22 protein-coding genes are annotated in these 19,444 nt (G+C 72.6%); 12 read left to right on the top strand and 10 right to left on the bottom strand.

The annotated features are described in order from the left end of the window. Window positions 1-9 precede the first annotated feature (9 nt). Window positions 10-714, bottom strand: coding sequence for a DJ-1/PfpI family protein (locus ACWDN5_RS05150; protein ID WP_449674617.1), 705 nt, complete (start codon window positions 712-714; stop codon window positions 10-12). 98 nt (window positions 715-812) lie between these two features. Here ACWDN5_RS05150 and ACWDN5_RS05145 point away from each other — a divergent pair, with 98 nt between their 5' ends. Together ACWDN5_RS05145 and ACWDN5_RS05140 are read left to right on the top strand one after the other, a co-directional pair. Next, window positions 813-1,790, top strand: a complete 978-nt coding sequence (locus ACWDN5_RS05145) for a GlxA family transcriptional regulator (protein ID WP_449674615.1) — start codon at window positions 813-815, stop codon at window positions 1,788-1,790. 147 nt (window positions 1,791-1,937) lie between these two features. Further along, the gene (locus ACWDN5_RS05140) at window positions 1,938-3,548 is read left to right on the top strand and encodes a YibE/F family protein (RefSeq protein WP_449674613.1); all 1,611 of its coding nucleotides are present in this window, start codon (window positions 1,938-1,940) and stop codon (window positions 3,546-3,548) included. Here ACWDN5_RS05140 and ACWDN5_RS05135 read toward each other — a convergent pair. Together ACWDN5_RS05135 and ACWDN5_RS05130 are read right to left on the bottom strand one after the other, a co-directional pair. After that, window positions 3,520-4,149, bottom strand: a complete 630-nt coding sequence (locus tag ACWDN5_RS05135; protein WP_310970459.1) for a hypothetical protein — start codon at window positions 4,147-4,149, stop codon at window positions 3,520-3,522. The genes ACWDN5_RS05140 and ACWDN5_RS05135 overlap by 29 nt on opposite strands. Then, window positions 4,146-4,718, bottom strand: a complete 573-nt coding sequence (locus ACWDN5_RS05130) for an MBL fold metallo-hydrolase (RefSeq protein ID WP_310970457.1) — start codon at window positions 4,716-4,718, stop codon at window positions 4,146-4,148. Before ACWDN5_RS05130 ends, ACWDN5_RS05135 begins: the two co-directional genes overlap by 4 nt. Before the next feature lie 148 nt (window positions 4,719-4,866). Between ACWDN5_RS05130 and ACWDN5_RS05125 the strand changes: the two genes are divergently transcribed. From ACWDN5_RS05125 to ACWDN5_RS05110, 4 genes are all read left to right on the top strand, one after another. After that, on the top strand, window positions 4,867-5,739 hold the full coding sequence (locus ACWDN5_RS05125; protein ID WP_310970455.1) for a peptidylprolyl isomerase: 873 nt from the start codon (window positions 4,867-4,869) through the stop codon (window positions 5,737-5,739). Next, entirely contained in the window at window positions 5,739-6,518 is a 780-nt protein-coding gene (locus tag ACWDN5_RS05120; RefSeq protein WP_449674610.1) for an aminotransferase class IV, read from the top strand. The genes ACWDN5_RS05125 and ACWDN5_RS05120 overlap by 1 nt, the downstream gene beginning before the upstream one ends. A 74-nt stretch (window positions 6,519-6,592) precedes the next feature. Next, complete coding sequence (locus tag ACWDN5_RS05115) at window positions 6,593-7,402, top strand: LysM peptidoglycan-binding domain-containing protein (protein WP_310970452.1); 810 nt, start codon at window positions 6,593-6,595, stop codon at window positions 7,400-7,402. A 95-nt stretch (window positions 7,403-7,497) separates the two neighbouring features. Beyond that, window positions 7,498-8,076 (top strand): DEAD/DEAH box helicase family protein, encoded by a 579-nt coding sequence (locus tag ACWDN5_RS05110; protein ID WP_310970451.1) that lies wholly within the window; start codon window positions 7,498-7,500, stop codon window positions 8,074-8,076. On the opposite strand, the gene ACWDN5_RS05105 is transcribed toward ACWDN5_RS05110, so the two are convergent. Next, window positions 8,063-8,842, bottom strand: coding sequence for an enoyl-CoA hydratase/isomerase family protein (locus ACWDN5_RS05105; protein WP_449674607.1), 780 nt, complete (start codon window positions 8,840-8,842; stop codon window positions 8,063-8,065). The two genes, ACWDN5_RS05110 and ACWDN5_RS05105, sit on opposite strands and share 14 nt — an antisense overlap. A 73-nt stretch (window positions 8,843-8,915) precedes the next feature. On the opposite strand from ACWDN5_RS05105, the gene ACWDN5_RS05100 reads away from it, so the two are divergent. After that, window positions 8,916-9,749 (top strand): alpha/beta fold hydrolase, encoded by an 834-nt coding sequence (locus tag ACWDN5_RS05100; protein WP_449674605.1) that lies wholly within the window; start codon window positions 8,916-8,918, stop codon window positions 9,747-9,749. 99 nt (window positions 9,750-9,848) lie between these two features. After that, window positions 9,849-10,622: a class I SAM-dependent methyltransferase gene (locus tag ACWDN5_RS05095; RefSeq protein ID WP_449674603.1), complete on the top strand. Its 774-nt coding sequence runs from the start codon at window positions 9,849-9,851 to the stop codon at window positions 10,620-10,622. A 34-nt stretch (window positions 10,623-10,656) separates the two neighbouring features. On the opposite strand, the gene ACWDN5_RS05090 is transcribed toward ACWDN5_RS05095, so the two are convergent. From ACWDN5_RS05090 to ACWDN5_RS05080, 3 genes are all read right to left on the bottom strand, one after another. Continuing rightward, window positions 10,657-10,998 (bottom strand): hypothetical protein, encoded by a 342-nt coding sequence (locus ACWDN5_RS05090; protein ID WP_449674601.1) that lies wholly within the window; start codon window positions 10,996-10,998, stop codon window positions 10,657-10,659. Further along, entirely contained in the window at window positions 10,998-12,653 is a 1,656-nt protein-coding gene (locus tag ACWDN5_RS05085; protein WP_449674599.1) for a hypothetical protein, read from the bottom strand. Before ACWDN5_RS05085 ends, ACWDN5_RS05090 begins: the two co-directional genes overlap by 1 nt. A 121-nt stretch (window positions 12,654-12,774) precedes the next feature. Beyond that, window positions 12,775-13,533: a helix-turn-helix transcriptional regulator gene (locus ACWDN5_RS05080; RefSeq protein WP_449674597.1), complete on the bottom strand. Its 759-nt coding sequence runs from the start codon at window positions 13,531-13,533 to the stop codon at window positions 12,775-12,777. A gap of 413 nt (window positions 13,534-13,946) precedes the next feature. Between ACWDN5_RS05080 and ACWDN5_RS05075 the strand changes: the two genes are divergently transcribed. Beyond that, window positions 13,947-14,360: a cupin domain-containing protein gene (locus tag ACWDN5_RS05075; protein WP_449674595.1), complete on the top strand. Its 414-nt coding sequence runs from the start codon at window positions 13,947-13,949 to the stop codon at window positions 14,358-14,360. A 138-nt stretch (window positions 14,361-14,498) separates the two neighbouring features. Next, the gene (locus ACWDN5_RS05070; protein ID WP_310970439.1) at window positions 14,499-14,687 is read left to right on the top strand and encodes a DUF1304 family protein; all 189 of its coding nucleotides are present in this window, start codon (window positions 14,499-14,501) and stop codon (window positions 14,685-14,687) included. Here the strand turns inward: ACWDN5_RS05070 and ACWDN5_RS05065 are convergent. Next, the gene (locus tag ACWDN5_RS05065) at window positions 14,684-15,121 is read right to left on the bottom strand and encodes a MarR family winged helix-turn-helix transcriptional regulator (protein WP_449674593.1); all 438 of its coding nucleotides are present in this window, start codon (window positions 15,119-15,121) and stop codon (window positions 14,684-14,686) included. The genes ACWDN5_RS05070 and ACWDN5_RS05065 overlap by 4 nt on opposite strands. A gap of 49 nt (window positions 15,122-15,170) precedes the next feature. On the opposite strand from ACWDN5_RS05065, the gene ACWDN5_RS05060 reads away from it, so the two are divergent. Beyond that, a complete protein-coding gene (locus ACWDN5_RS05060) occupies window positions 15,171-16,457 on the top strand; it encodes an amidohydrolase family protein (protein ID WP_449674591.1) in 1,287 nt (428 codons plus the stop codon). Here ACWDN5_RS05060 and ACWDN5_RS05055 read toward each other — a convergent pair. Then, a complete protein-coding gene (locus tag ACWDN5_RS05055; RefSeq protein WP_176177440.1) occupies window positions 16,433-18,787 on the bottom strand; it encodes a RelA/SpoT family protein in 2,355 nt (784 codons plus the stop codon). The two genes, ACWDN5_RS05060 and ACWDN5_RS05055, sit on opposite strands and share 25 nt — an antisense overlap. A gap of 330 nt (window positions 18,788-19,117) precedes the next feature. On the opposite strand from ACWDN5_RS05055, the gene ACWDN5_RS05050 reads away from it, so the two are divergent. After that, the gene (locus ACWDN5_RS05050) at window positions 19,118-19,240 is read left to right on the top strand and encodes a hypothetical protein (protein WP_255410490.1); all 123 of its coding nucleotides are present in this window, start codon (window positions 19,118-19,120) and stop codon (window positions 19,238-19,240) included. A gap of 42 nt (window positions 19,241-19,282) precedes the next feature. Here the strand turns inward: ACWDN5_RS05050 and ACWDN5_RS05045 are convergent, their stop codons facing one another. Next, the gene (locus ACWDN5_RS05045) at window positions 19,283-19,423 is read right to left on the bottom strand and encodes a hypothetical protein (protein WP_191306731.1); all 141 of its coding nucleotides are present in this window, start codon (window positions 19,421-19,423) and stop codon (window positions 19,283-19,285) included. Between the last annotated feature and the right edge of the window lie 21 nt (window positions 19,424-19,444).

The raw sequence follows: 19,444 nt of genomic DNA, 5'->3' as shown, positions 1-19,444 counted from the left end.
CGTTCGGCCTCAGGCGCGGGCGAGCAGCTTCTCCAGCAGACCCGGGTGCTCCGCCAGGCCTTCGCGCAGCGTGTGCTCCCGCAGCGGCTTGAGGTCGCCGTAGGGCTGGTTCGCCCAATCCAGGGCGCCCTGCGGCGGCTCGGGGTCGTACTCGATGGCGAACTGGATGTTCGTCGCGACCTGCCGTCCGGCCAGCCGTTCCGCCAGGTGCAGCGCCAGGTCGATGCCCGCCGAGACGCCGGCCGCGGTGATCACCGGGCCGTCCTCGACCCACCGCCGGGCGACCGGGGTGGCGCCGAGCGCGGTCAGCAGGTCGCGGAACATCCAGTGCGTCGTCGCCTGCCGGCCGTCCAGGAGCCCGGCCGCGCCGAGGACGAGCGAGCCGGTGCAGACCGACGTCACCAGCTCGGCCGTCTCGGCGGCGCTGCGGAGCCAGGCGAGGAGGCGCTCGTCGGCCATCGCGCGCAGGGTCGGGACGGTGCCGCCGGGCACCAGCACGGCGAAGGGCGACGGCACTTCGTCGAAGGTGTGGCTGGGAGCGATCCGGAGCGGGGTGTCGGTGCCGACGGCGTCCTTGGTGGCGCCGGCCACGACGGTCCGGAAGCGCGGATCGAGCCGGCCGAGCGCGCTGAGCACCTGGAGCGGGCCGACGAGGTCGAGCGGCGTCAGGCCGGGGTACACGACGAAGGCGATGGTCTTCCGGTCATCGGTCATGCCGTTCACCGTGGCTTTCGGGCGATCGGCGGGCGGCGCGGATGTCCGAATTCCTGCGAACCACGTCCGAGCGCCGGTCCGGCTGCTAGCGTTCGGTCATGCCAGGCTCACCCAGACGGGTCGCGATCGTCGGTTACGCCGACGCCGAGCTGCTGGACATCGCCTGCCCCGCCGATGTGTTCGACGCGGCGAACCGGCTCGGCGCGCGGCCGCCGTACGAGCTGCAGCTGGCTTCGGTCGACGGCCACGGCATCACCACCGGCTCCGGGCTGACGCTGCAGCCGCACCTGCGGCTCGACCAGGTCGCCGGCGACCTCGACACGCTGGTCGTCGCGGGCGGTTGGGGCAGCACGGCCGCGGCGGCCGACGAGCGCGTCCTGGCCCACGTCCGGCGGCTCGCCCGCACCAGCCGCCGGGTGGCCTCGGTGTGCACGGGCGCGGAGGTGCTCGCGGCGGCGGGCCTGCTCAACGGCCGCCGCGCGACGACGCACTGGCGCTACGCGGCGCGCCTGGCCAGGGACTACCCGTCGGTGACGGTGGACCCGGTGCCGCTGTACGTCCGCCACGGCAACGTCTACACGGCGGCGGGCGTGACGAGCGGGCTGGACCTGACGCTGTCGCTGGTGGAGGCCGACCACGGCCCGTCGCTGGCCCGCGAGGCGGCCCGCGCGCTGGTGACGTACTTGCAGCGGCCGGGCAACCAGGCCCAGGTGAGCCTCTTCCTGGCCGGCCCGCCGCCGGAGCACCGGGAGGTCCGCGACCTCACGGCGTACATCGCGGAGCACCTGGACGCCGACCTGGGCACGCCCGCGCTGGCGGCCCGGGCGGGGATCAGCACGCGCCAGCTGACCAGGCTGTTCGACGCCCACCTGGGCACGACCCCGGGCCGGTACGTCCGCACGATCCGCACCGAGCACGCGGCCCGGCTCCTGTCCGGAACGGACCTCCCGCTCGCGACGATCGCCCGCCGCTGCGGCTTCGGCTCGACGGAGACGTTGCGCCAAGCCTTCCTGGACCACTTCGACACCCCGCCGTCGGCCTACCGCCGCGTCCACGTCCGCCAGGCCTACGGCTGAACTTCGTGTCGACCCGCCAATCACGCGAGATGACCCTCCAATCACGCGAGATGACCCTCCAATCACGCGGGATCGGCGCTTCGGGACGAACCGGGCCGTCGGCGGCCCCTCGCGCGGGGTGCGGAATCCCGCTGTCAGGATGTGCGGGTGGACCGCCCCGACCTGGACGACGACGCAACCGGCCCGATTCGCCGGATCACGGACGAGGTGTCCCCTTCCCCGGCCCGCGGCACGTCCGGAACGTCGCGGAAACCAGCCCGCCGCACGCCCGCCGAGGGTGCCCGCCGCGCGGCGGATCCGGCGCGCCGCCGCACGGACACGGGACCGCAGCGGGTTCCGGCCGCGGACAAGCGAGCCGACACCGGGCCGCAGCGGGCCACCGGATCGCTGCGGGTGCCGGCCGAAAACGGCCAGGCCGAACCCCGGCGCCGCCGCGGGGACACCGGGCCGCAGCGGGCCACCGGAACCAGCGCCCGTCCCCGGCGCAAAGCCCCCGCCGAAACCGAAGCCGCGCACGCCGGACACGGACACGGACACGGACACGGCCCCGCCGCCCCCGCCTCCCGGCGCGTCAAGCTCCTCCTGATCTGGCTGCTCGCCCCGCTGGCCCTCGCCACCGTCGTCGGCATGGTCGTCCTCTACCCCTGGGGCAAGGCCTCCCCCACCAGCGTCGTCCCGCAGGGCACCCCCGTGCACGCCGACATCCGGACCACCGCCACCGGCCCGTGCCTCGCCCAGGGGCAGGTGCAGGTCGGCGACCAGACCGACCCGAACGCGAAACCCTGCCTGACCGTCGACCTCACCATGACCGACGGCCCCGCCGACGGGAAACCGCTGCGTCTCACCGTCCCGATCGAGCCCAGCACCCCGCGCTTCGCCGCCGGGGACGCCGTCGTCCTCGCCTACAACGGCGGGAACTCGAACGATCCCGCCAGTTTCCAGCTCGTCGACTTCCAGCGCGGCACGCCGCTGCTCGTCCTCGCCGCCCTCTTCGCCGTCGCCGTGCTCGTGCTCGGGCGGTGGCAAGGCGTCGCCGCGCTCGTGGCGCTCGGGCTGTCCTTCGTCGTCATCGCGCTCTTCATCCTCCCGGCCATCCTCGCCGGCGAGAATCCCCTGGTCGTGGCCATCGCCGGGGCCGGGGCCATCATGTTCATCGCGCTCTACCTGACGCACGGCCTCTCCGCGCGGACGTCCGCCGCCGTGCTCGGGACGCTCGTCAGCCTCGCCCTCATCGGTGTGTTGTCCGCCATCTTCTCCGCCGCCGCCTCGCTGACCGGGCTCGACGACAGCACCTCGACGCTCATCGGCTCGCTCGGCCACGGCATCGACGCGCGCGGGCTGCTGCTCGCCGGCGTCGTCATCGGCGCCCTAGGCGTGCTCGACGACGTCACCGTCACCCAGACCAGCGCCGTCTGGGAACTCCGCCGGGCCAACCCGGACCTGACCTGGCGCGAGCTCTACCACTCCGGCCTGCGGATCGGCCGCGACCACGTCGGCTCGGCGGTCAACACCCTCGTGATGGCCTACGCCGGGGCCGCGCTGCCGGTGCTGCTGTACTCGTCGATCTCCGGCGTGGGGCTCGGCGCGCTGCTCGGCAGCGAGGACATCGCGCAGGAGATCATCCGGACGCTCGCCGGCAGCGTGGGCATCGTCGCGGCCGTCCCGGTGACCACCGTCCTGGCCGCGCTGATCGCCTCCCGGGAGCCCGCCGGGCACCTCGGGACGGTGCTCAGTCCAGCGTCGCCACGAAGCGGCTGACGGCTTCCATCGTGAAGCGCTGCACGTACTTGCCCGACGGCGCCACCGACGCCAGCCGGTAGAGCGGGCGCTCCGCCACGCCGGACCCGCGCGCCTCGGCCTTCAGCTCCGCGACCAGCAGCTCGCCGAACACGAGACCGTTGGCCTCGGTGTTGTTCATCAGCGCGTTCGCCAGCTTCCGCAGCGGCACGATGCCCAGCTCGCGCCCGCCCGTCCCGGAGAACACGGCGAGGTCGACCTTCGCCACCTTGCCGCGCTGGCCGGCGTTGACCAGCAGGCTCACCGTGCGGCTGCCCCGGACGTCGCCGACGACGAGGTCGAGCCGGGTCGCGGTCGTCAAGTCGACACGGCGCAAGCCCCACGTGCGCACGATCAGCGTCGAGCCCTCCAGCCAGACGCGGCGCCGGATGCTGACCGCCATCACGTACAGCAGCGGCAGGGCGATCACCAGCGCGACGACCAGGCCGGTCACCGTGCCGCCGATCAGGCCGGCGATCCCGCCGAACGCCGCGGCGACGATCACCACCCCGATCAGGCCCGAGATCCCGCGGCGACGGCGGCCGCGCGGGTCCTCCTCGAACAGCGCGATGCGTTCGGTCACCGTCCCGCCCCCGTCCCGGCGAGGAACGGGTTGCCCGCGCGTTCCCGGCCGATCGTCGTCGCCGGGCCGTGGCCCGGCAGCACCACCGTCTCGTCCGGGAACGCCGCCAGCAGGTCCCGCAGCGCCGTGGTCACGTCCCCGCGGCCGACCGAGCCGGCGAACAGCGTGTCCCCGGTCAGGGCGAGCCGGCCGCCCTCGGGCGTCGCCAGGCCCAGCACCACCGATCCCGGGGTGTGGCCCGGCACGTGGCGGACGTCGACGTCCAGGCCGGCGAACACGCCCGGCGAAAGAGGCACGCTTTCCCCTTCGTACAGCGCGGCGTCCTCCGCGTGCAGGTGCAGCGGGACGCCGTGCTCGGCCGACAGCGCGGCCGCCGAGGCGACGTGGTCCGGGTGCCCGTGGGTGGCCAGCAACGCGGCCGGGACCAGGCCGTGTTCGTCGAGCGCGGCGGCCAGCGGCGCGGCCACCTCCTGGCCCGGATCCACGACCACGCACGGCCCGCCGGCGGCCGCCGCCAGCAGGTAGCAGTTGGCCTGCAGCGGGCCGCTGCCGAACCCGACGACGAGCACCGAACGCCTCCCCGGACTTCCGCGCCGGATGGCGCCGATCACGATCGGGTTGAGACTAGCGGGCCCTGTACATGGTCCTCACAGGCTGTGCCCATACACTGCCGCTACCTCAAACGTGTGAGACGAGCGGAAACCTGGAGGGTACGGGGTGGCGACCAACCAGCAGCGCCGCGAAGCTGCGAAGCGCAAACTCGAGCGGCAGCTCGAGCGCCGATTGGAGCAGCAGAAGCGACGCCGGATGATCGGGGCTGGTGTGGTCGGCGTGGCCGTCCTCGTCGTCGCCGGTGTCGTGGTGTGGATCGTGAGCGCGAACAGCGGCGACAGCACCGACACCGCCGCGTCGTCCTCGGCCGCCCCGCCGCCGACCGAAATCCAGATCCCGACGCAGCGCACCGCGCTGCCGAAGCGGGCGACGCCGCTGCCGAACCCGACGTCGTGCGACTTCAAGGCCGACGCGACGGGCAAGGCGCCGAAGAAGGTGAACCCGCCGGACGGCAAGAACGTCCCGTCGACCGGCACGGTGAACGTGACGCTCAAGAGCACCGCGGGCGACATCCCGCTGACGCTCGACCGCGCGCTCGCCCCCTGCGCGGTGCAGAGCTTCATCAGCCTGGCCAAGCAGAACTTCTACGACGGCACGATGTGCCACCGGCTCGGCACCGAAGGCCTGCAGATGCTGCAGTGCGGTGACCCGGCGGCCACCGGCGACCCGACGACCGACGGCCAGGGCGGCCCGGGCTACACGATGCCGGACGAGGCGTTCCCGGAGATCAAGTACGGCCGCGGCATCCTGGCGATGGCGAAGACGCAGGCCCCGAACTCCGGCGGCAGCCAGTTCTTCATGGTCTACGGCAGCGCCGACGGCCTCCCGGCGGACTACTCGGTGTTCGGCAGCATCAGCGACGAGGGCCTGAAGGTGCTCGACGCGGTGGCGAAGGCCGGCATCGCGAACCCGAACCCGCAGGACGGCACCGGTGCGCCGACCAAGCAGGTGAAGTTCACGGGCGTCACCGTTTCCTAGTGCCGCCCCGCTTCGAGCTGAACGGGGATCCGCTCGGCCCGGACGCCGCACTCGCGGGATCGGTCTCCTACGGCCACTTCACCGCGATGCAGGTCCGGGCCGGGAGGGTCCGCGGGCTCGCGTTCCACCTCGAGCGGCTCGCCGCGAGCACGCGGCTGCTGTTCGGCACCGATCTCGACACCGGCCTGGTGCGCTCCCACGTCCGGCAGGCGATCGCGGACGACCCCGCGCTCTCGGTCCGGGTCGTCGTGCTCACCCGGTCGTTCGACGAGCCGATGACGCCGGACATCCTGGTCCGGACCGGGCCGCCGCACGAGCCCGATCCGGCGCCGCTGCGCCTGCGGACCGTGCGGTACCAACGCGATCTGCCGCAGGTCAAGCACCTCGGCACGTTCGGCCTGATCCACGAAGCCCGGCAAGCCCGCCTGGCGGGCTTCGACGACGCCCTGTTCGTCGACCTCGCGGGGCGGATCAGCGAGGCGTCGATCTGGAACGCGGCGTTCCTCGCCGGCGGCACCGTCGTCTGGCCGGACGCCGCGGTGCTGCCGGGGATCACGATGCTGGTGCAGCGGGAAGCCTTGCGTCGGCTCGGGGTCCCGCAGGAGACGCGCGAAGTCCGGCCCGCCGACCTGCGCGGATTCGACGCGATGGTCCTGACGAACTCCGAGACGCCCGGACGTGCGGTCACGGCCGTCGACGACCTCGTGCTGCCGCCGGCAGACCGCGCCGTGGCCCTGTTCGCCGAGGCGTACGCGACCGTGCCGTGGGACAAGATCTGAACCGCGTCCGCACCCGCCCCGTGTAGAGGGCGACACCGGAGACCCCAGCGGGTCGCCGGGGAGAGGTGCCGACGATGGTCGTAAACCGGGTTCCCGCGGTTCGCCGCGTCCTCGGGCGGGCCGGGCAGGCCGGCTGCGCCGGTGTCCTCTTCGCCGTGCTCGCCGGCGGTCCCGCGCTCGCGCAGGCCGATCCGCCGCCTCCGGTCAAGTACTTCATCGTGCCGCATGCCGACAACCCCGAGGAGATCACGCTGTTCAAGATCGCCGAGCGCGCGCTCGGCGACGGGCGGCGCTTCCCGGAGATCTTCCGGCTGAACCAGGGGCGGCCGCGGCCGGACGGCACGCCGTTCACCGACCCCGCCGCGATCGAGCCCGGTCAGGTGCTCCAGCTGCCCGACGACGCCGCGCCGGAACCGGGCGTGCGGTTCGGCCCGTTGCCGGCGCCCGTGCCCGCCGCACCGGCCGGGCCGCCTGCGGTGGCCGAGGAGCCGTCCGGGCTCGGCGTCGGGCTGGCGTCGGTCGTCAGCGGCACCGGCGGCCTGCTGACCGGCCTGCTCGCCGGGCTCTGGTGGCGGCGCCGACCGCAGCTGCTCCCGCCGGCCCCGTTCGAGCCGCCGGAGCGCGACGAAGAGGACTTCGGCTCCGGCTCGGTCAGCGGCACCCTGCCGCTCCCGATCGTGGTTCCCGAACCGCGTCCGGACGTCGTGTTCCGCCCGGAGCCGAAGACCACCGAGCTCGCCATCATCGTGCTCGACACGGCCGAAACGCAGGTGATCGCCGCCGTCCGGCCCGGCTCGCGGTTCCACTTCCGGATCGGCCCGGAACCGGACTTCGCGGACGCCTCCACCGTGCTCGTCGTCGACGGTGAGGGCGACCGGACCTGACGCCGGGGCGTGCGTGCCGGGTCACCCTGCGCTGAACGGATCAACCGGCGCCGGAACACTGGCCATCGGGCCGCCGGTCCCGCAATAGTCGTCTCATGACCTGGGATCCGTTCGGCACCCTCGGGCAGGCGCTGTGGATCGGCGGCGCTCCGTGGACCGGGAAGTCCACCGTCGCGCGGCTGCTGGCCGAGCGGCACGGCCTGACGACCTACCACCATGACGACCGGGCCCGGCCCGGCGACCCGCTGCCGGACGACCTCCCGGTCGGTGACCAGCTGACCGCGATGATGGCCGAGTTCGGCCACCGCTTCCGCTGCGCCGTCGACGACCTGCGCGCGCTGACCTCGCCGCGGCCGATCGTCGCCGAGGGCCGGGGGCTGCGGCCGGAGCTCGTCGCCCCGCTCGTGGACTCCCCCGGCCGGATGGTGGTGCTGGTGCCGACCGAGCTGTTCCGCCAGCACCAGCTCCGGCACCGGCCCGACGGGCCCGCGATCCCGGAGCAGCGCACCCGGCTGACGCGCGACCGGATGCTCGCCGCGCACGCCGTGCGGGCGGCGCGGGACCTCGGCATCCGCGTCATCGAGATCGACGGCAAGCTCGACCCCGCCGGCGTCACCGACGTCGTCGCCGAGCACTTCCACGCCTACCTGGACTTCGAGGTCAGCGGAAGGTGAACCGCGGCGGGCGCCGCTCGAGGAACGCGGCGACGCCCTCCGCGTAGTCCTCGCCGTGCAGGGCTTCCGACCGGATCTCCTCGACCTCGGCGTCGGAGGTCTCCTGCCCGGCGACGATCTTTTCGATGATCCGGTTCATCCCGCGGACGGACGCCTGGGAGCGCGAGCACAGCGTCTCGGCGAACGCCAGCGTCGAGGCTTCGAGGTCACCGGCCGGGAAGACGTCGTTGAGCAGGCCGATTTCGCGGGCGCGGGCGGCGGTGATCAGCTCGCCGGAGAGGAGGAAGTACTTGGCGTGCGCCGGGCCGACGAGCGAGACGAGCTGGCGGGTCGAGTCGAAGTGGTAGACGATGCCGAGCTTCGCCGGGGTGATGCCGAACCGCGCGCCCTCGGCGGCGAACCGGAAGTCGCAGGCGACCGAGACCTGGCAGCCGCCGCCGATGCAGTTGCCCCGGATCATCGCGATCGACGGCTTGCGCATCGCGGTGAGGGCGGCGACCGCGCCTTCGACGGCCTTGTCGTAGCTCGCCGCACCTTCCGCCGTGGTGCGCAGCTCCCCGAACTCGCTGATGTCGGCGCCGGCCGAGAAGTGCCGGCCGGCCCCGGCGATCACCAGCGCCTTGAGCGCCGGGTCGGCCTCCACCTCGGCGACGACGTCCGGGATCGCCGCCCACATGCCGTAGGTGATGGCGTTCATCTTCTCCGGCCGGGTCAGCGTCAGGCGGGCGACTTCGCCGTCGCGCGTCAGGTCGAATCCGTCGGTCATGCACCGCACCCTAGCTTCTCGCCCTCAGCGAAACCGGCGGTGTGTGACGCGGTCGTGTGGCAGATTCGGGGCCATGGCGACGATCGAGGTGGGCGGGACGGCGTTCGGCTACGACGAAGCGGGAGAGGGGCCCGCCGTCGTGCTGCTGCACGCCGCGATCGGCGACCGCCGGATGTGGGACGCGCAGTTCACCGAGCTCGCCGCCACCCACCGGGTGATCCGCTACGACCGCCGCGGGTTCGGGGAAACCCGCGGCGAGGCCGGCGAGCACGCCCACTACGAGGACCTGCTGGCCCTGCTCGATGCCCGGGGGATCGAGCAGGCCGCGCTGGTCGGGGCCTCGATGGGCGGGGCGTGCGCGTTGGACGCCGCCCTCGCCGCGCCGGAGCGGATCACCCGGCTGGTGCTGCTCGGCTCGGGCCTGACCGGGCACACCTGGCCGGACCACATGCAGGCGGACCTCGCCCGGCTGACCGAGGAGTTCTTCCCGGGCGACCGCCTCGCCCGCTACCAGGCGCGGGACGCCGACGTCGACCCGGCGGACGTCCGGGCCATGGCGGAGGCCAACATCCGCTACATGGTCGCGGGGCCAGGCCGGGACATCTCGGTCCTGCCACCGGAAATGGTGGCGCTGGTGCGGGAAATGTGCGAGCAGGTGTACCGGCACGACTGGACTGCTCCACAGTGGACGGAGCGGATCCCGGACACCCGGCACCGGCTGGCGGAGATCACCACGCCGGCCCTGGTGGTGATCGGGACGTCGGACGCGCCGGGCCTGGTGGAGCTGTCGGCCCACCTGGCGGAGTCGTTGCCCCGGGCGGAGTTGGCCGAGCTGGCGGACACCGGGCACCTGCCGTCGATGGAACGGCCGGACGAGGTCAACGCCCTGCTGCGGAAGTTCCTCTAACGGTTCCACCGCACCCCACACGTCCGCGTTGCCCTCGCGAAAACCATTGGTGACCGGCTTGCTCCGCTGATGTACTGATGGCCACCGTGAGCCTGCCGCGTGACGGAGGTAGTGGTTGTGAGGGGCTATGACGCGCTTGCCGAGGTGTACGAGTGGCTCATCTCAGAGGCGAAGCTGGCTCCGGCCGAGTTCGCCGCGTCGTTCGAGGACGTCCTCGGTCTCCTACCGCCGAACGCTCACGTCCTCGATTGTTCGTGCGGGACCGGGCAGTTGGCGGTCGGCCTCGCCGGTCTCGGCATGCACGTTGTCGCCACTGACGCCAGCGAAGCGATGGTTCGCCGGACTGCGGAATTGTCCGAGGAGTTCAGGGCATCCGTCCGGACCGTGCGGGCGGACTGGCAAGAGTTGCCCGACCATTTCGATGACGACACCTTCGACGTGGTCTTCTGCGTTGGCAACTCGCTGCACCACGCCAAGGGCGCGCGCGGCAGAGTTGCCGCTCTCGAGTCGATGTCACGGCTTCTGCGCCGTGGCGGGCGCCTGGTACTCACCTCCCGCACTTGGGAACTCGTGCGGGCCAGGGGTTCCCGGCTGGACATCGGTGACCGGCTCGTCCGCCGGAACGGGCGCGATGCCGTCGTGGTCTACCGCTGGGACATTGCGCCGAACTGGGAGGACGAGCACCACATCGAGATCGCGATCGCGGAAGTGGATCCGGCTGGGTCGGTTCGCGCCCGCTCGGAACTGCTGTCGAGCTGGCCCTACCGGTACGAAGAACTCGAAGTCGAGTTGCACCGGGTCGGGCTCCGGACGGAACTCAGCACGTTCAGCCTCGATGCCGAGAACTACATGGTGGTGGCGAGAAAGGTATAGCCAGCGGGCTCCCGTCCGGCGAGGGCGGTCTCCGCTAGCCGAAGATCTTCTGCACCTGGTCGGAGATCTTCGCGACCAGCTCCGAAAACTGCGCCACCCCGCCCAACAACCCCTTGACCTTCTCCCACCGGCTGCGCACCACCGCCGGCTCCGCGGCGTCGCCCGCGCGCAGGTCGGCGGCCAGGTCGGTGAGCGTGTCCTCCAGGATCTCCTGCTTGGCCAGCCCGCCGCCGCGCACCTCGGTCGCCAGTCGCTCCACCAGGGAGGCCAGCGACGAGACCGCCTCATCCGCGCCGCCGGCTTCGATGCCGGTCTGGGTGATCTTGCCCGAGTTGTCGCCGCCGATGCTGACCTTGTTCGAAATGCGGTGGCCCATCAGGTCTCCGTCCTGGCCGGGCGGCCGGGGTTCGCGGGCGGGCGGGGGCGCGGGGTGCGCACCCCGGTCTGGGTGATCGGCCCGCGGTTGTCACCGCGGATGGTGATGTCGTTGTTGATCACGACCGAGGCCTGCTCTTCGAACTTCGCCGTCGAGAAGCCCGCGTCCTCGAGGAGCTTGCCGATCGCCGGGAGGAGGCGGCTTTCGATGATCTTCTCGTAGCGCGTGATGTCGACGAGCTGGAAGTAGTCGGCGAACAGGTTCACCGAAGCGAGTTCGCGCAACGAGCTCGCGGCACCGTAGCGGTCCGGGTCCACGACGCCGGGCTCGCGCTTGGGCTGCCGGATCCACGACGCGAGGTTCAGGATCCGGCCCGGCAGGCTCGCCGGCATCTCCAGCCAGGCCAGCAGGCCCTGGCCGAGCGGGCGCAGCGAGTCCGGCCGCATCTTGTCCACCACGCGGTACTCGGCCCGGATCGGCGGCAGCATGTACGGCGTCCACTCGACGTACAGCGTCGTGTCGTCCACCGCGACGTGCAGGAACGTGGTGAGCACCAGGTCCCGGTCCCAGGTCTCCACCTGGAACGACAGGTAGTAGCGCGCCCACTCCTTCGGCTCCGTGCGCAGCCGGGCGACGTCGGCCGCGCCGAGCCGGGTGTGCGGCGGGTGCTCGAGGTCCGGCAGGTAGGCGGCGGCCTCCGGCTCGCCGAGGTGGTCGACGAGCTCGGTGGCCGGGGTGAACACCGCCTCGGTCACCGTCAGCCCGCCGAGCCGGTGGTCCGGCGACAGCGCACTGGCGTGGCGGAGGTCCGCGATCGCCGCGCGGATCCCGTCGTAGAGGGCTTCGGTGGTGAGCTCCGGCCGGCCTTCGGCGTCTTCGACCCGCTCCAGCGGGATCGCCATGGACCACGCGTCACGGCGGAATCCGGCGCCCACGAACGGGTTGTACCCGCGGTAGACCACCAGCGGCGCGCCCGGCGCCCCGTCGGTCCCGGTGCTGCCCTGGTAGCGGGCGAGCTGCCCGCGGAAATCCTCGGTGAGCAGCCCGGTGAGGCTGCCGCCACCGGTGGTTCCGGCGAACCGCTTGAAGCGCGTCGTCAGCAGGTTCCACAGGGACCACCGCTCGATCGTCACCGCCACGCACACGACCACCGCGAGCACGATGCCGATGACGGTCCGGGCGGTGTCGCCGCCGGACGAGTCCCCGAACTCGACGTCCTGGTAGTAACGCGAGGAGTACCGGCTGCTGCCCGAATCGAAGATTTCGTCCGAATAGGACAGCAGCAGCCACGCCACGACGATCGCGACGCCGAGCACGACCAGCGTCTTCGGGTTGAGCGTCTTCTCCAACGCGTAGGCGCTCTTCCCCGCCCGCGCGGCGACGAGCAGCAGCGACAGCACGATCCAGCCGTAGAGCAGCGGGTTGTCCCACAGCAGCCCGATGACCACGATCATCAGCACCACCAGCAGGCCGTCGTAGTTCTTGCGGCGGGCCCGGGCGCGCACCGCCTCGGTGAGCACGCGGCCGGCGTCGAGGCCCGGCGACGGCGGGACCGGGCGGGTGGGCTCGACGAGGAACTCGGTGATGGCCCGCCGGCTGTAGGCGGGATCGAGGTAGGACGCCGCACAGAGATAACGCGTGGTGTCGTCGGCCATGCCGCCCCCTTTGTCCCCACCGCCCGCAATTTGCGGAAGGTATCATGCAGGTGCGGGCGGCGGCACCGCATTTCGGGCACCGATGCCGAAATCGTCGTTCGACGGTTTCCGGCGGGAATGGTCAGGACAGCAGCTTCGCGGTCAGTTCCCCACGGCTGCGGACGCCCACCTTGCCGAACACCGACTTGAGGTGGTCCTGCACCGTGTGGGCCGAGATCGCCAGCCGGGCCGCGATGTCCGTTGTGGACAGTCCGGCCAGCACCTCGCGGCAGACGTCGCGCTCCCGGGCGGTCAGGCCGTACGCGGCGAGCAGCACGCCCAGCAGCTCGGCACCCGAGGCGCGGTCGACGGTCACGACCGTCTCGCCGTCGTCCTCCCCCGCCACCAACCGGCTGGCGTGCACCACGATCCACCCGCCGTGGGCGTCGCGCACCCGGGCGCGGAACGTCCCGGTCGCCGCCGCGCGGGCCCCGGTCACCACCGCGCGCACAAGGACGGCGAACCGGCCTGGGGCGATCTCGTCGAGTTCGGCGCGCCAGGCCGCGGCCGCCGCGGTGGCCGCCCGCTGCCCGCCGTCCGGACCGACGACCACGATCGCCGGTTCGGCCCGCGCCGGCGTCGCGCGGGCGCGCGCGGCCACCCGCGTCGCCGCCGCGAGCGCCGGCGCGACCGACGTCAGGAACTCGACCTCGCGGTCGCTGAACTCGCCGCGCCGCACCAGGCCGGCCGCGCCCCACGACGTGCCGTCGACCCGGAAGACGACGCGCAGTTCGTGACCGAGCCCCAGCGGCCGCCAGACCTCGGCGAGCCGGCCGCTGCGCTCGGCGGCCCGGCGCGGCAGGTCGGATAAGCGCGCCACGGGCACCGGCCGCTGTAACATCCGGGGCTCCGCCCCGGGCCGGGGGCTTCGCCACCCGGAACCCCCGCAAGCAGCCGTGCCAGCTCGGCGAAGGTGTGCGGCTGGGCGCCGTCGTACTCATACGTCGCCAGCAGTGGCTCGTACTCGCCGGGGATGCGGGCCCGGCCGCTGGTCATCGAGCTGATCACCGCGGTGTCCGGATCGAGCGACGCCCAGCACGTCAGCTCGGCGGGCACCACGCGGTCGACCAGCTCGATGGCGGCGGCGTGCAGCTCGGCGACGCCGAGGCCCGCGGAGGCGAGCGCGGCGACGTCCCGCCGCACCGCCTGCGCCCGGCCGTCCCACATGGACGCAGTATGCGCCGCCCGGGACGCGCCGGGTATCCCGCTTTTCCGGGATGGCCCGCCCCGCCGGTGTGTCCCAGCATCTTCGGCATGACCCACTTCAGCGCACCGGGCGAAGGCCCGGAACTCGACACGAAGGACGCGCGGATCACCGTCAAGGTCGGCGCGGAGCACACCGGCGGCACCTACGAGGTGTTCGAGGTCGACGCGCCGCGCGGGCCGTCGGTCCCGCCGCACACCGAGCCCTGGGCGAAGAGCTTCTACGTCCTACACGGGCGCATCACGGTGTACGTGGACGGCGAACTCCACGACCTCGGCCCCGGGGCGTCGATCAGCATCCCGGCGGGCGCGGCCAACACCTTCACGGTGCACACGCCGTCGGCGCAGTTCCTCGCGGTGTGCCCGACCGACGGCCTGGGCCGCTTCTTCCGCGCCGTCGACCGGGCGACGCCGGACCGCATCCCGGAGATCGCCGGGCAGCACGGGATCGAGCTCGTGCCGTGAACGCCGTCGCGCAGGTCTTCGCCGGGCTGGCGGTGCTGGTCCACCTGCTCGCGTTCACCTGGGAGGTGCTGCTGTTCGAGCGGCCGGGCGTGCACGAGGGCATCTTCAGGATCCCGGCGGCGAACCTGCCGGCCACCCGTGCACACCGGGCACGTCGACGCCGGGCGCGCGCTGGTGCTCTACTGCTGCGGGTTCATGCTGCTGGCCGGGGTCGCCCTCGGAGTGTCGGACGTGCTCGCGTTGAGCCGCCCGCGCGGGGCGGGCCGGGGTGGCGCCCTCGCGCAGGCGGTGCCCCCGCTGGGCGCGCTGGTCGCGGCGCTGTTCTAGACCTGCCCGACGCGCTCGATCAGCTCCTCGCTCCAGGACCGGATGGCCGCGGCCTGGTCCGGGGTGAGCCGGTCGAGGACGTGCTGCCGGACGTTCGCGCCGTGGGCCCGGGTGGCGCGGGCAGCCAGGCGGTGGCCCTCGGCGGTCAGCTCGATCCCGGTGCGCCGGCCGCCGGCCCCGGCCTCGGTGCGGGTCACCAGGCCGCGCTTCTCCATGCGGGTCAGCAGGTGCGCCACCCGGCTCTTCTCCCAGGCGAGTTCATCGGCGAGCTCGCCGACGCGCATCGGGTGCCGCAACGTCCTCAGCACGCTGAACTCCGCCTTCGAGATGCCGCAGTCGCGTTGCAGGCCGCGGTCGAGTTCGCCGACCAGCAGGCGGTGCGCGCGCATCCAGGTTTCCCAGAAGGCCCAGTCCTCGGGGCTCATGTCCGCCATGGGTCGAGTCTAAGTTAGAGTTGACGCATCAACTTCTGGGAGGACACTCGTGAAGACACTCGTGCGCGGCGGCCTGGTGGTCAGCATGGATCCGGCGATCGGCGACCTGCCCCGCGGTGACGTGCTCATCGAAGACGGCCGGATCGCCGCGGTCGGCCCGAACCTCGATGCGGCCGGGGCCGAAGTCGTCGACGCCGCGGGCAAGATCGTGCTGCCCGGCTTCGTGGACACCCACCGGCACACCTGGCAGACCGCGTTCCGCGGCATCGGCGCCGGCTGGACGTTCGGCCAGTACCGCGTCGCCATGCACGGCACGCTCGGGCCGCACTACCGCCCCGAAGACGTCCACCTCGGCAACCTGCTCGGCCGGATCGAAGCGCTGAACTCGGGCGTCACGACCCTGCTCGACTGGTTCCACCGCGCCGACCGGCCCGAGAACGCCGACGCCGCGATCCAGGGCCTGCGGGACGCCCCCGGCCGCTCGATCTTCTGCTACGGCGCCGCGGGCCCGGACATCGAGCCGGAGATCCGGCGGGTGCGGGCGCTGCTGCCCGGCGACGAGATGGCGCTGGGGCTGCGCGGACCCGTGATGTCCACGATGGACGAGACCGCCGCGGATGTCGCGCTGGCGCGGGAACTCGGGCTACCGGTGAGCATGCACGTCCACGGCACCGCCGGCTGGCCGCGGGGCGACCGGCCGATCGCCGGGATGCACGCGCGCGGCCTGCTCGACGACCGCACGACCGTCGTGCACGGCAACGGTCTCTCCGACGACCAGCTGGCGATGCTCGCCGACGCGGGTGGCTCGGTGTCGGTCAGCCCGGACGTCGAGCTGAAGATGGGTTTCGCCCCGCCGGTCACCGGCCGGGCGCTGGCCGCCGGGCTCCGCACGTCGCTGTCGATCGACGACTGCCCGTCGGCCGGTGGGGACATGTTCGGCGCCATGCGCACGGCCCTCGCGGTGGACCGGGCGGTCACGCCACGGGATCTCCTCGGCTTCGCCACGGTGGACGGTGCGCGGGCGTGCGGGCTCGGTGCCCGGACCGGCAGCCTCACCGTCGGCAAGGACGCCGACCTGATCCTGCTCGACGCCGAGGACCCCGCGGTCTTCCCCGTCGGCGACGTCGCCGGCACGCTCGTCACCGCCGGCCATCCCGGCCTGGTCGACAGCGTCTTCGTGGCCGGAAAGGCGGTCAAGCGCCACGGCCGGTTGCTCGGCCTGGACCTGCCGGCCCTGCGCACGCGGCTGCTCGAGTCCCGCGACCGCATCGCCGCGGCCGCGGGCATCGCCGTCGACGGGTCGTGGCAGCCTCAGGAAGCCGACGTCACGCGGTAGACGTCGTAGACGCCCTCCACGCCGCGGACCACCTTGAGGACGTGACCGAGGTGCTTGGGGTCGCCCATCTCGAACGAGAAGCGGCTGACCGCGACCCGGTCCCGGGACGTGGTCACCGACGCGGAGAGGATGTTGACCTTCTCGTCGGCCAGCACCTTGGTGACGTCCGACAGCAGGCGGTGCCGGTCGAGCGCCTCGACCTGGATGGCCACCAGGAACACCGACGACGCCGAGGGCGCCCACTCGACCTCGACCAGCCGCTCGGGCTGGGACTGCAGGTCACCCGCGTTCGTGCAGTCGGTGCGGTGCACCGAAACACCGCCGCCGCGGGTCACGAACCCGAGGATCTCGTCGCCCGGCACCGGGGTGCAGCAGCGGGCGAGCTTCGCCCACACGTCGCTGGCGCCCTTGACCACCACGCCGACGTCGTTGGAGCCGCGGCGCCGGGTCACCGTGGACGGCGTCGCGCGCTCGGCGAGCTCCTCCTCCGCCGCGTCGACCCCGCCGATCAGCGCCACCAGCCGCTGGACGACGTGCTTCGCGCTCGTGTGGCCCTCGCCGACCGCCGCGTACAGCGACGAGATGTCGGCGTGGCGCAGCTCGGTGGCCACCGCGCCCATGGACTCGGCGGAGACCAGCCGCTGGATCGGCAGGCCGACCTTGCGGATCTCCTTGGTTATGGCTTCCTTGCCGCCCTCGATCGCCTCGTCGCGGCGTTCCTTGGCGAACCACTGCCGGATCTTGGCGCGGGCCTTCGGCGAGCCGGCGAACTGCAGCCAGTCGCGCGAAGGCCCGGCGTTCTCCGCCTTCGACGTGAAGATCTCGACGACTTCGCCGTTTTCCAGCTTGCGTTCCAGCGCCACCAGGCGGCCGTTGACGCGGGCGCCGATGCAGCGGTGGCCGACCTCGGTGTGCACGGCGTAGGCGAAGTCGACCGGCGTCGAGTCGACCGGCAGCGTGATGACGTCGCCCTTGGGCGTGAAGACGAAGATCTCGCGCGCGGCCAGCTCGTAGCGCAGGGATTCGAGGAAGTCGCCCGGGTCCGCGGCCTCGCGCTGCCAGTCGAGGAGCTGGCGCATCCACGCCATCTCGTCGACGTCCATCGCGTTGCCGGTGTGCGTGCCCTTGGTTTCCTTGTAGCGCCAGTGCGCGGCGATGCCGTACTCCGCCGTGCGGTGCATCTCGTAGGTGCGGATCTGCACCTCGAGGGGCTTGCCGTCCGGGCCGATCACCGTCGTGTGCAGCGACTGGTAGACACCGAACCGGGGCTGCGCGATGTAGTCCTTGAACCGGCCGGGCACCGGCTGCCACAGCGCGTGCACGACACCCATGGCGGCGTAGCAGTCGCGGACGTCCTCGACCAGGATCCGGACGCCGACCAGGTCGTGGATGTCGTCCAGGTCGCGGCCGCGGACGATCATCTTCTGGTGGATCGAGTAGTAGTGCTTCGGCCGGCCCTCGACCTTCGCGGTGATGCGCGACGAGACGAGGTTGCTGGTCAGGTCGGTGATGACCGAGCGCAGGTAGATGTCGCGCGAGGGGGCGCGGTCGGCGACCAGGCGGACGATCTCGTCGTACTTCTTCGGCTGCAGGATGGCGAACGCGAGGTCCTCCAGCTCCCACTTGACCGTGGCCATGCCGAGGCGGTGGGCCAGCGGTGCGAGGACTTCGAGGGTCTCGCGGGCCTTGCGGGCCTGCTTCTCGGGCGGCAGGAAGCGCATGGTGCGCATGTTGTGCAGCCGGTCGGCGAGCTTGATGACCAGCACCCGGGGGTCCTTGGCCATCGCGATGACCATCTTGCGGATGGTCTCGGCCTCGGCGGACGAGCCGAGCTGCACCTTGTCCAGTTTCGTGACGCCGTCGACGAGCTCGGCGACCTTCTCGCCGAAGTCGGCCTTCAGGCTCTCGACGGCGTAGCCGGTGTCCTCGACCGTGTCGTGCAGCAGGGCCGCGACGAGCGTGGTGGTGTCCATGCCCAGCTCGGCGAGGATGGTGGCGACGGCGAGGGGGTGGGTGATGTACGGGTCGCCGGACTTGCGCCGCTGGTTGCGGTGGAGCTCCTCGGCGACGTCGTAGGCGCGCTGGAGCAGGCCGAGGTCGGCGTTGGGGTGCAGCTCGCGGTGGATGACGGCCAGGGGTTCGAGGACCTGCTTGACCGGGGCGGCGCGCTGGGCGGTGATCCGCCGGGCGAGGCGCGCCCGGACCCGCCGGGTGGCGGACGGGTTCGGCGCCGCGCCGTTCGGCTTCGGCGGCGCGGGCTGTGCCGCCGCCTGCCCGTTCTGCTGGGCGCCCTGCTTCGCGGGCACCGCGGCGTCGAGCTCCTGGCTCACCCGCACCTCCTGCTGCTCGTGCGGCCTTCGGACCACCAGGGTAGCCGTTGCGCCTCGCAGCCCTGTCGGGTGCGCCCGTTCAGGGGGACCCCGACGCCGCGACCAGCCCCTTCACCCGCACTCCGACGGCCTGTCCCCGGCGCCGCGAATGACTCATTCGGGACGTCCGAGGTCCCGAATGAGTCATTCGCGACACCGCAGGGCCGCGCCGCCGATCACCGGCTTCGTCCGGCTCCTCGAGCGCTGACCGCGCTGTGGCGCGGGTCACGGAATGCGTGGCGATCTTCGGCGCTACACCCAGGAGAACCCGTTCGTCCACAAGGGAGGGCCATGTCCGCCACCACCACTCCGGAAGAGTCCGTCGCCGTGCCCGAGCTGGAGGACTTCGACTTCCCGCTCACCGATGGCGCCGCCTGCCGCATCGACGACCCGGACTGCGAAGCCTGCCAGTGAAAACCCGGGCTCCGGCCACGCCGCGTGGCCGGAGCCCGGCAGCTAAACGTGCATGGCCAGCCACAACGCCATCCACGCGAGGCACGCCAGCGCACCGCCGACCCCGAAGGCGAGCAGTACGCGGCGCAGGGCCGCGACGACGCCGGCCCGGCCCGTCATTTCGGTGATTCCCGCTTCAGCCATGGCCTGAAGGTGCCCGCCTCC

This window comes from Amycolatopsis sp. NPDC003731 (assembly GCF_053586895.1).
Note: the sequence above shows the minus strand (reverse complement) of the source record. Positions and strands in the feature narration are given on the sequence as shown.

Excerpts from the sequence above, each read along its gene's own strand:
- ACWDN5_RS05150 (WP_449674617.1), bottom strand. The coding sequence starts at position 714 with ATGACCGATGACCGGAAGACCATCGCCTTCGTCGTGTACCCCGGCCTG.
- ACWDN5_RS05145 (WP_449674615.1), top strand. The coding sequence starts at position 813 with ATGCCAGGCTCACCCAGACGGGTCGCGATCGTCGGTTACGCCGACGCC.
- ACWDN5_RS05115 (WP_310970452.1), top strand. The coding sequence starts at position 6,593 with ATGGTCGTAAACCGGGTTCCCGCGGTTCGCCGCGTCCTCGGGCGGGCC.
- ACWDN5_RS05110 (WP_310970451.1), top strand. The coding sequence starts at position 7,498 with ATGACCTGGGATCCGTTCGGCACCCTCGGGCAGGCGCTGTGGATCGGC.
- ACWDN5_RS05105 (WP_449674607.1), bottom strand. The coding sequence starts at position 8,842 with ATGACCGACGGATTCGACCTGACGCGCGACGGCGAAGTCGCCCGCCTG.
- ACWDN5_RS05100 (WP_449674605.1), top strand. The coding sequence starts at position 8,916 with ATGGCGACGATCGAGGTGGGCGGGACGGCGTTCGGCTACGACGAAGCG.
- ACWDN5_RS05090 (WP_449674601.1), bottom strand. The coding sequence starts at position 10,998 with ATGGGCCACCGCATTTCGAACAAGGTCAGCATCGGCGGCGACAACTCG.
- ACWDN5_RS05085 (WP_449674599.1), bottom strand. The coding sequence starts at position 12,653 with ATGGCCGACGACACCACGCGTTATCTCTGTGCGGCGTCCTACCTCGAT.
- ACWDN5_RS05080 (WP_449674597.1), bottom strand. The coding sequence starts at position 13,533 with ATGTTACAGCGGCCGGTGCCCGTGGCGCGCTTATCCGACCTGCCGCGC.
- ACWDN5_RS05075 (WP_449674595.1), top strand. The coding sequence starts at position 13,947 with ATGACCCACTTCAGCGCACCGGGCGAAGGCCCGGAACTCGACACGAAG.
- ACWDN5_RS05065 (WP_449674593.1), bottom strand. The coding sequence starts at position 15,121 with ATGGCGGACATGAGCCCCGAGGACTGGGCCTTCTGGGAAACCTGGATG.
- ACWDN5_RS05050 (WP_255410490.1), top strand. The coding sequence starts at position 19,118 with ATGTCCGCCACCACCACTCCGGAAGAGTCCGTCGCCGTGCCCGAGCTG.
- ACWDN5_RS05045 (WP_191306731.1), bottom strand. The coding sequence starts at position 19,423 with ATGGCTGAAGCGGGAATCACCGAAATGACGGGCCGGGCCGGCGTCGTC.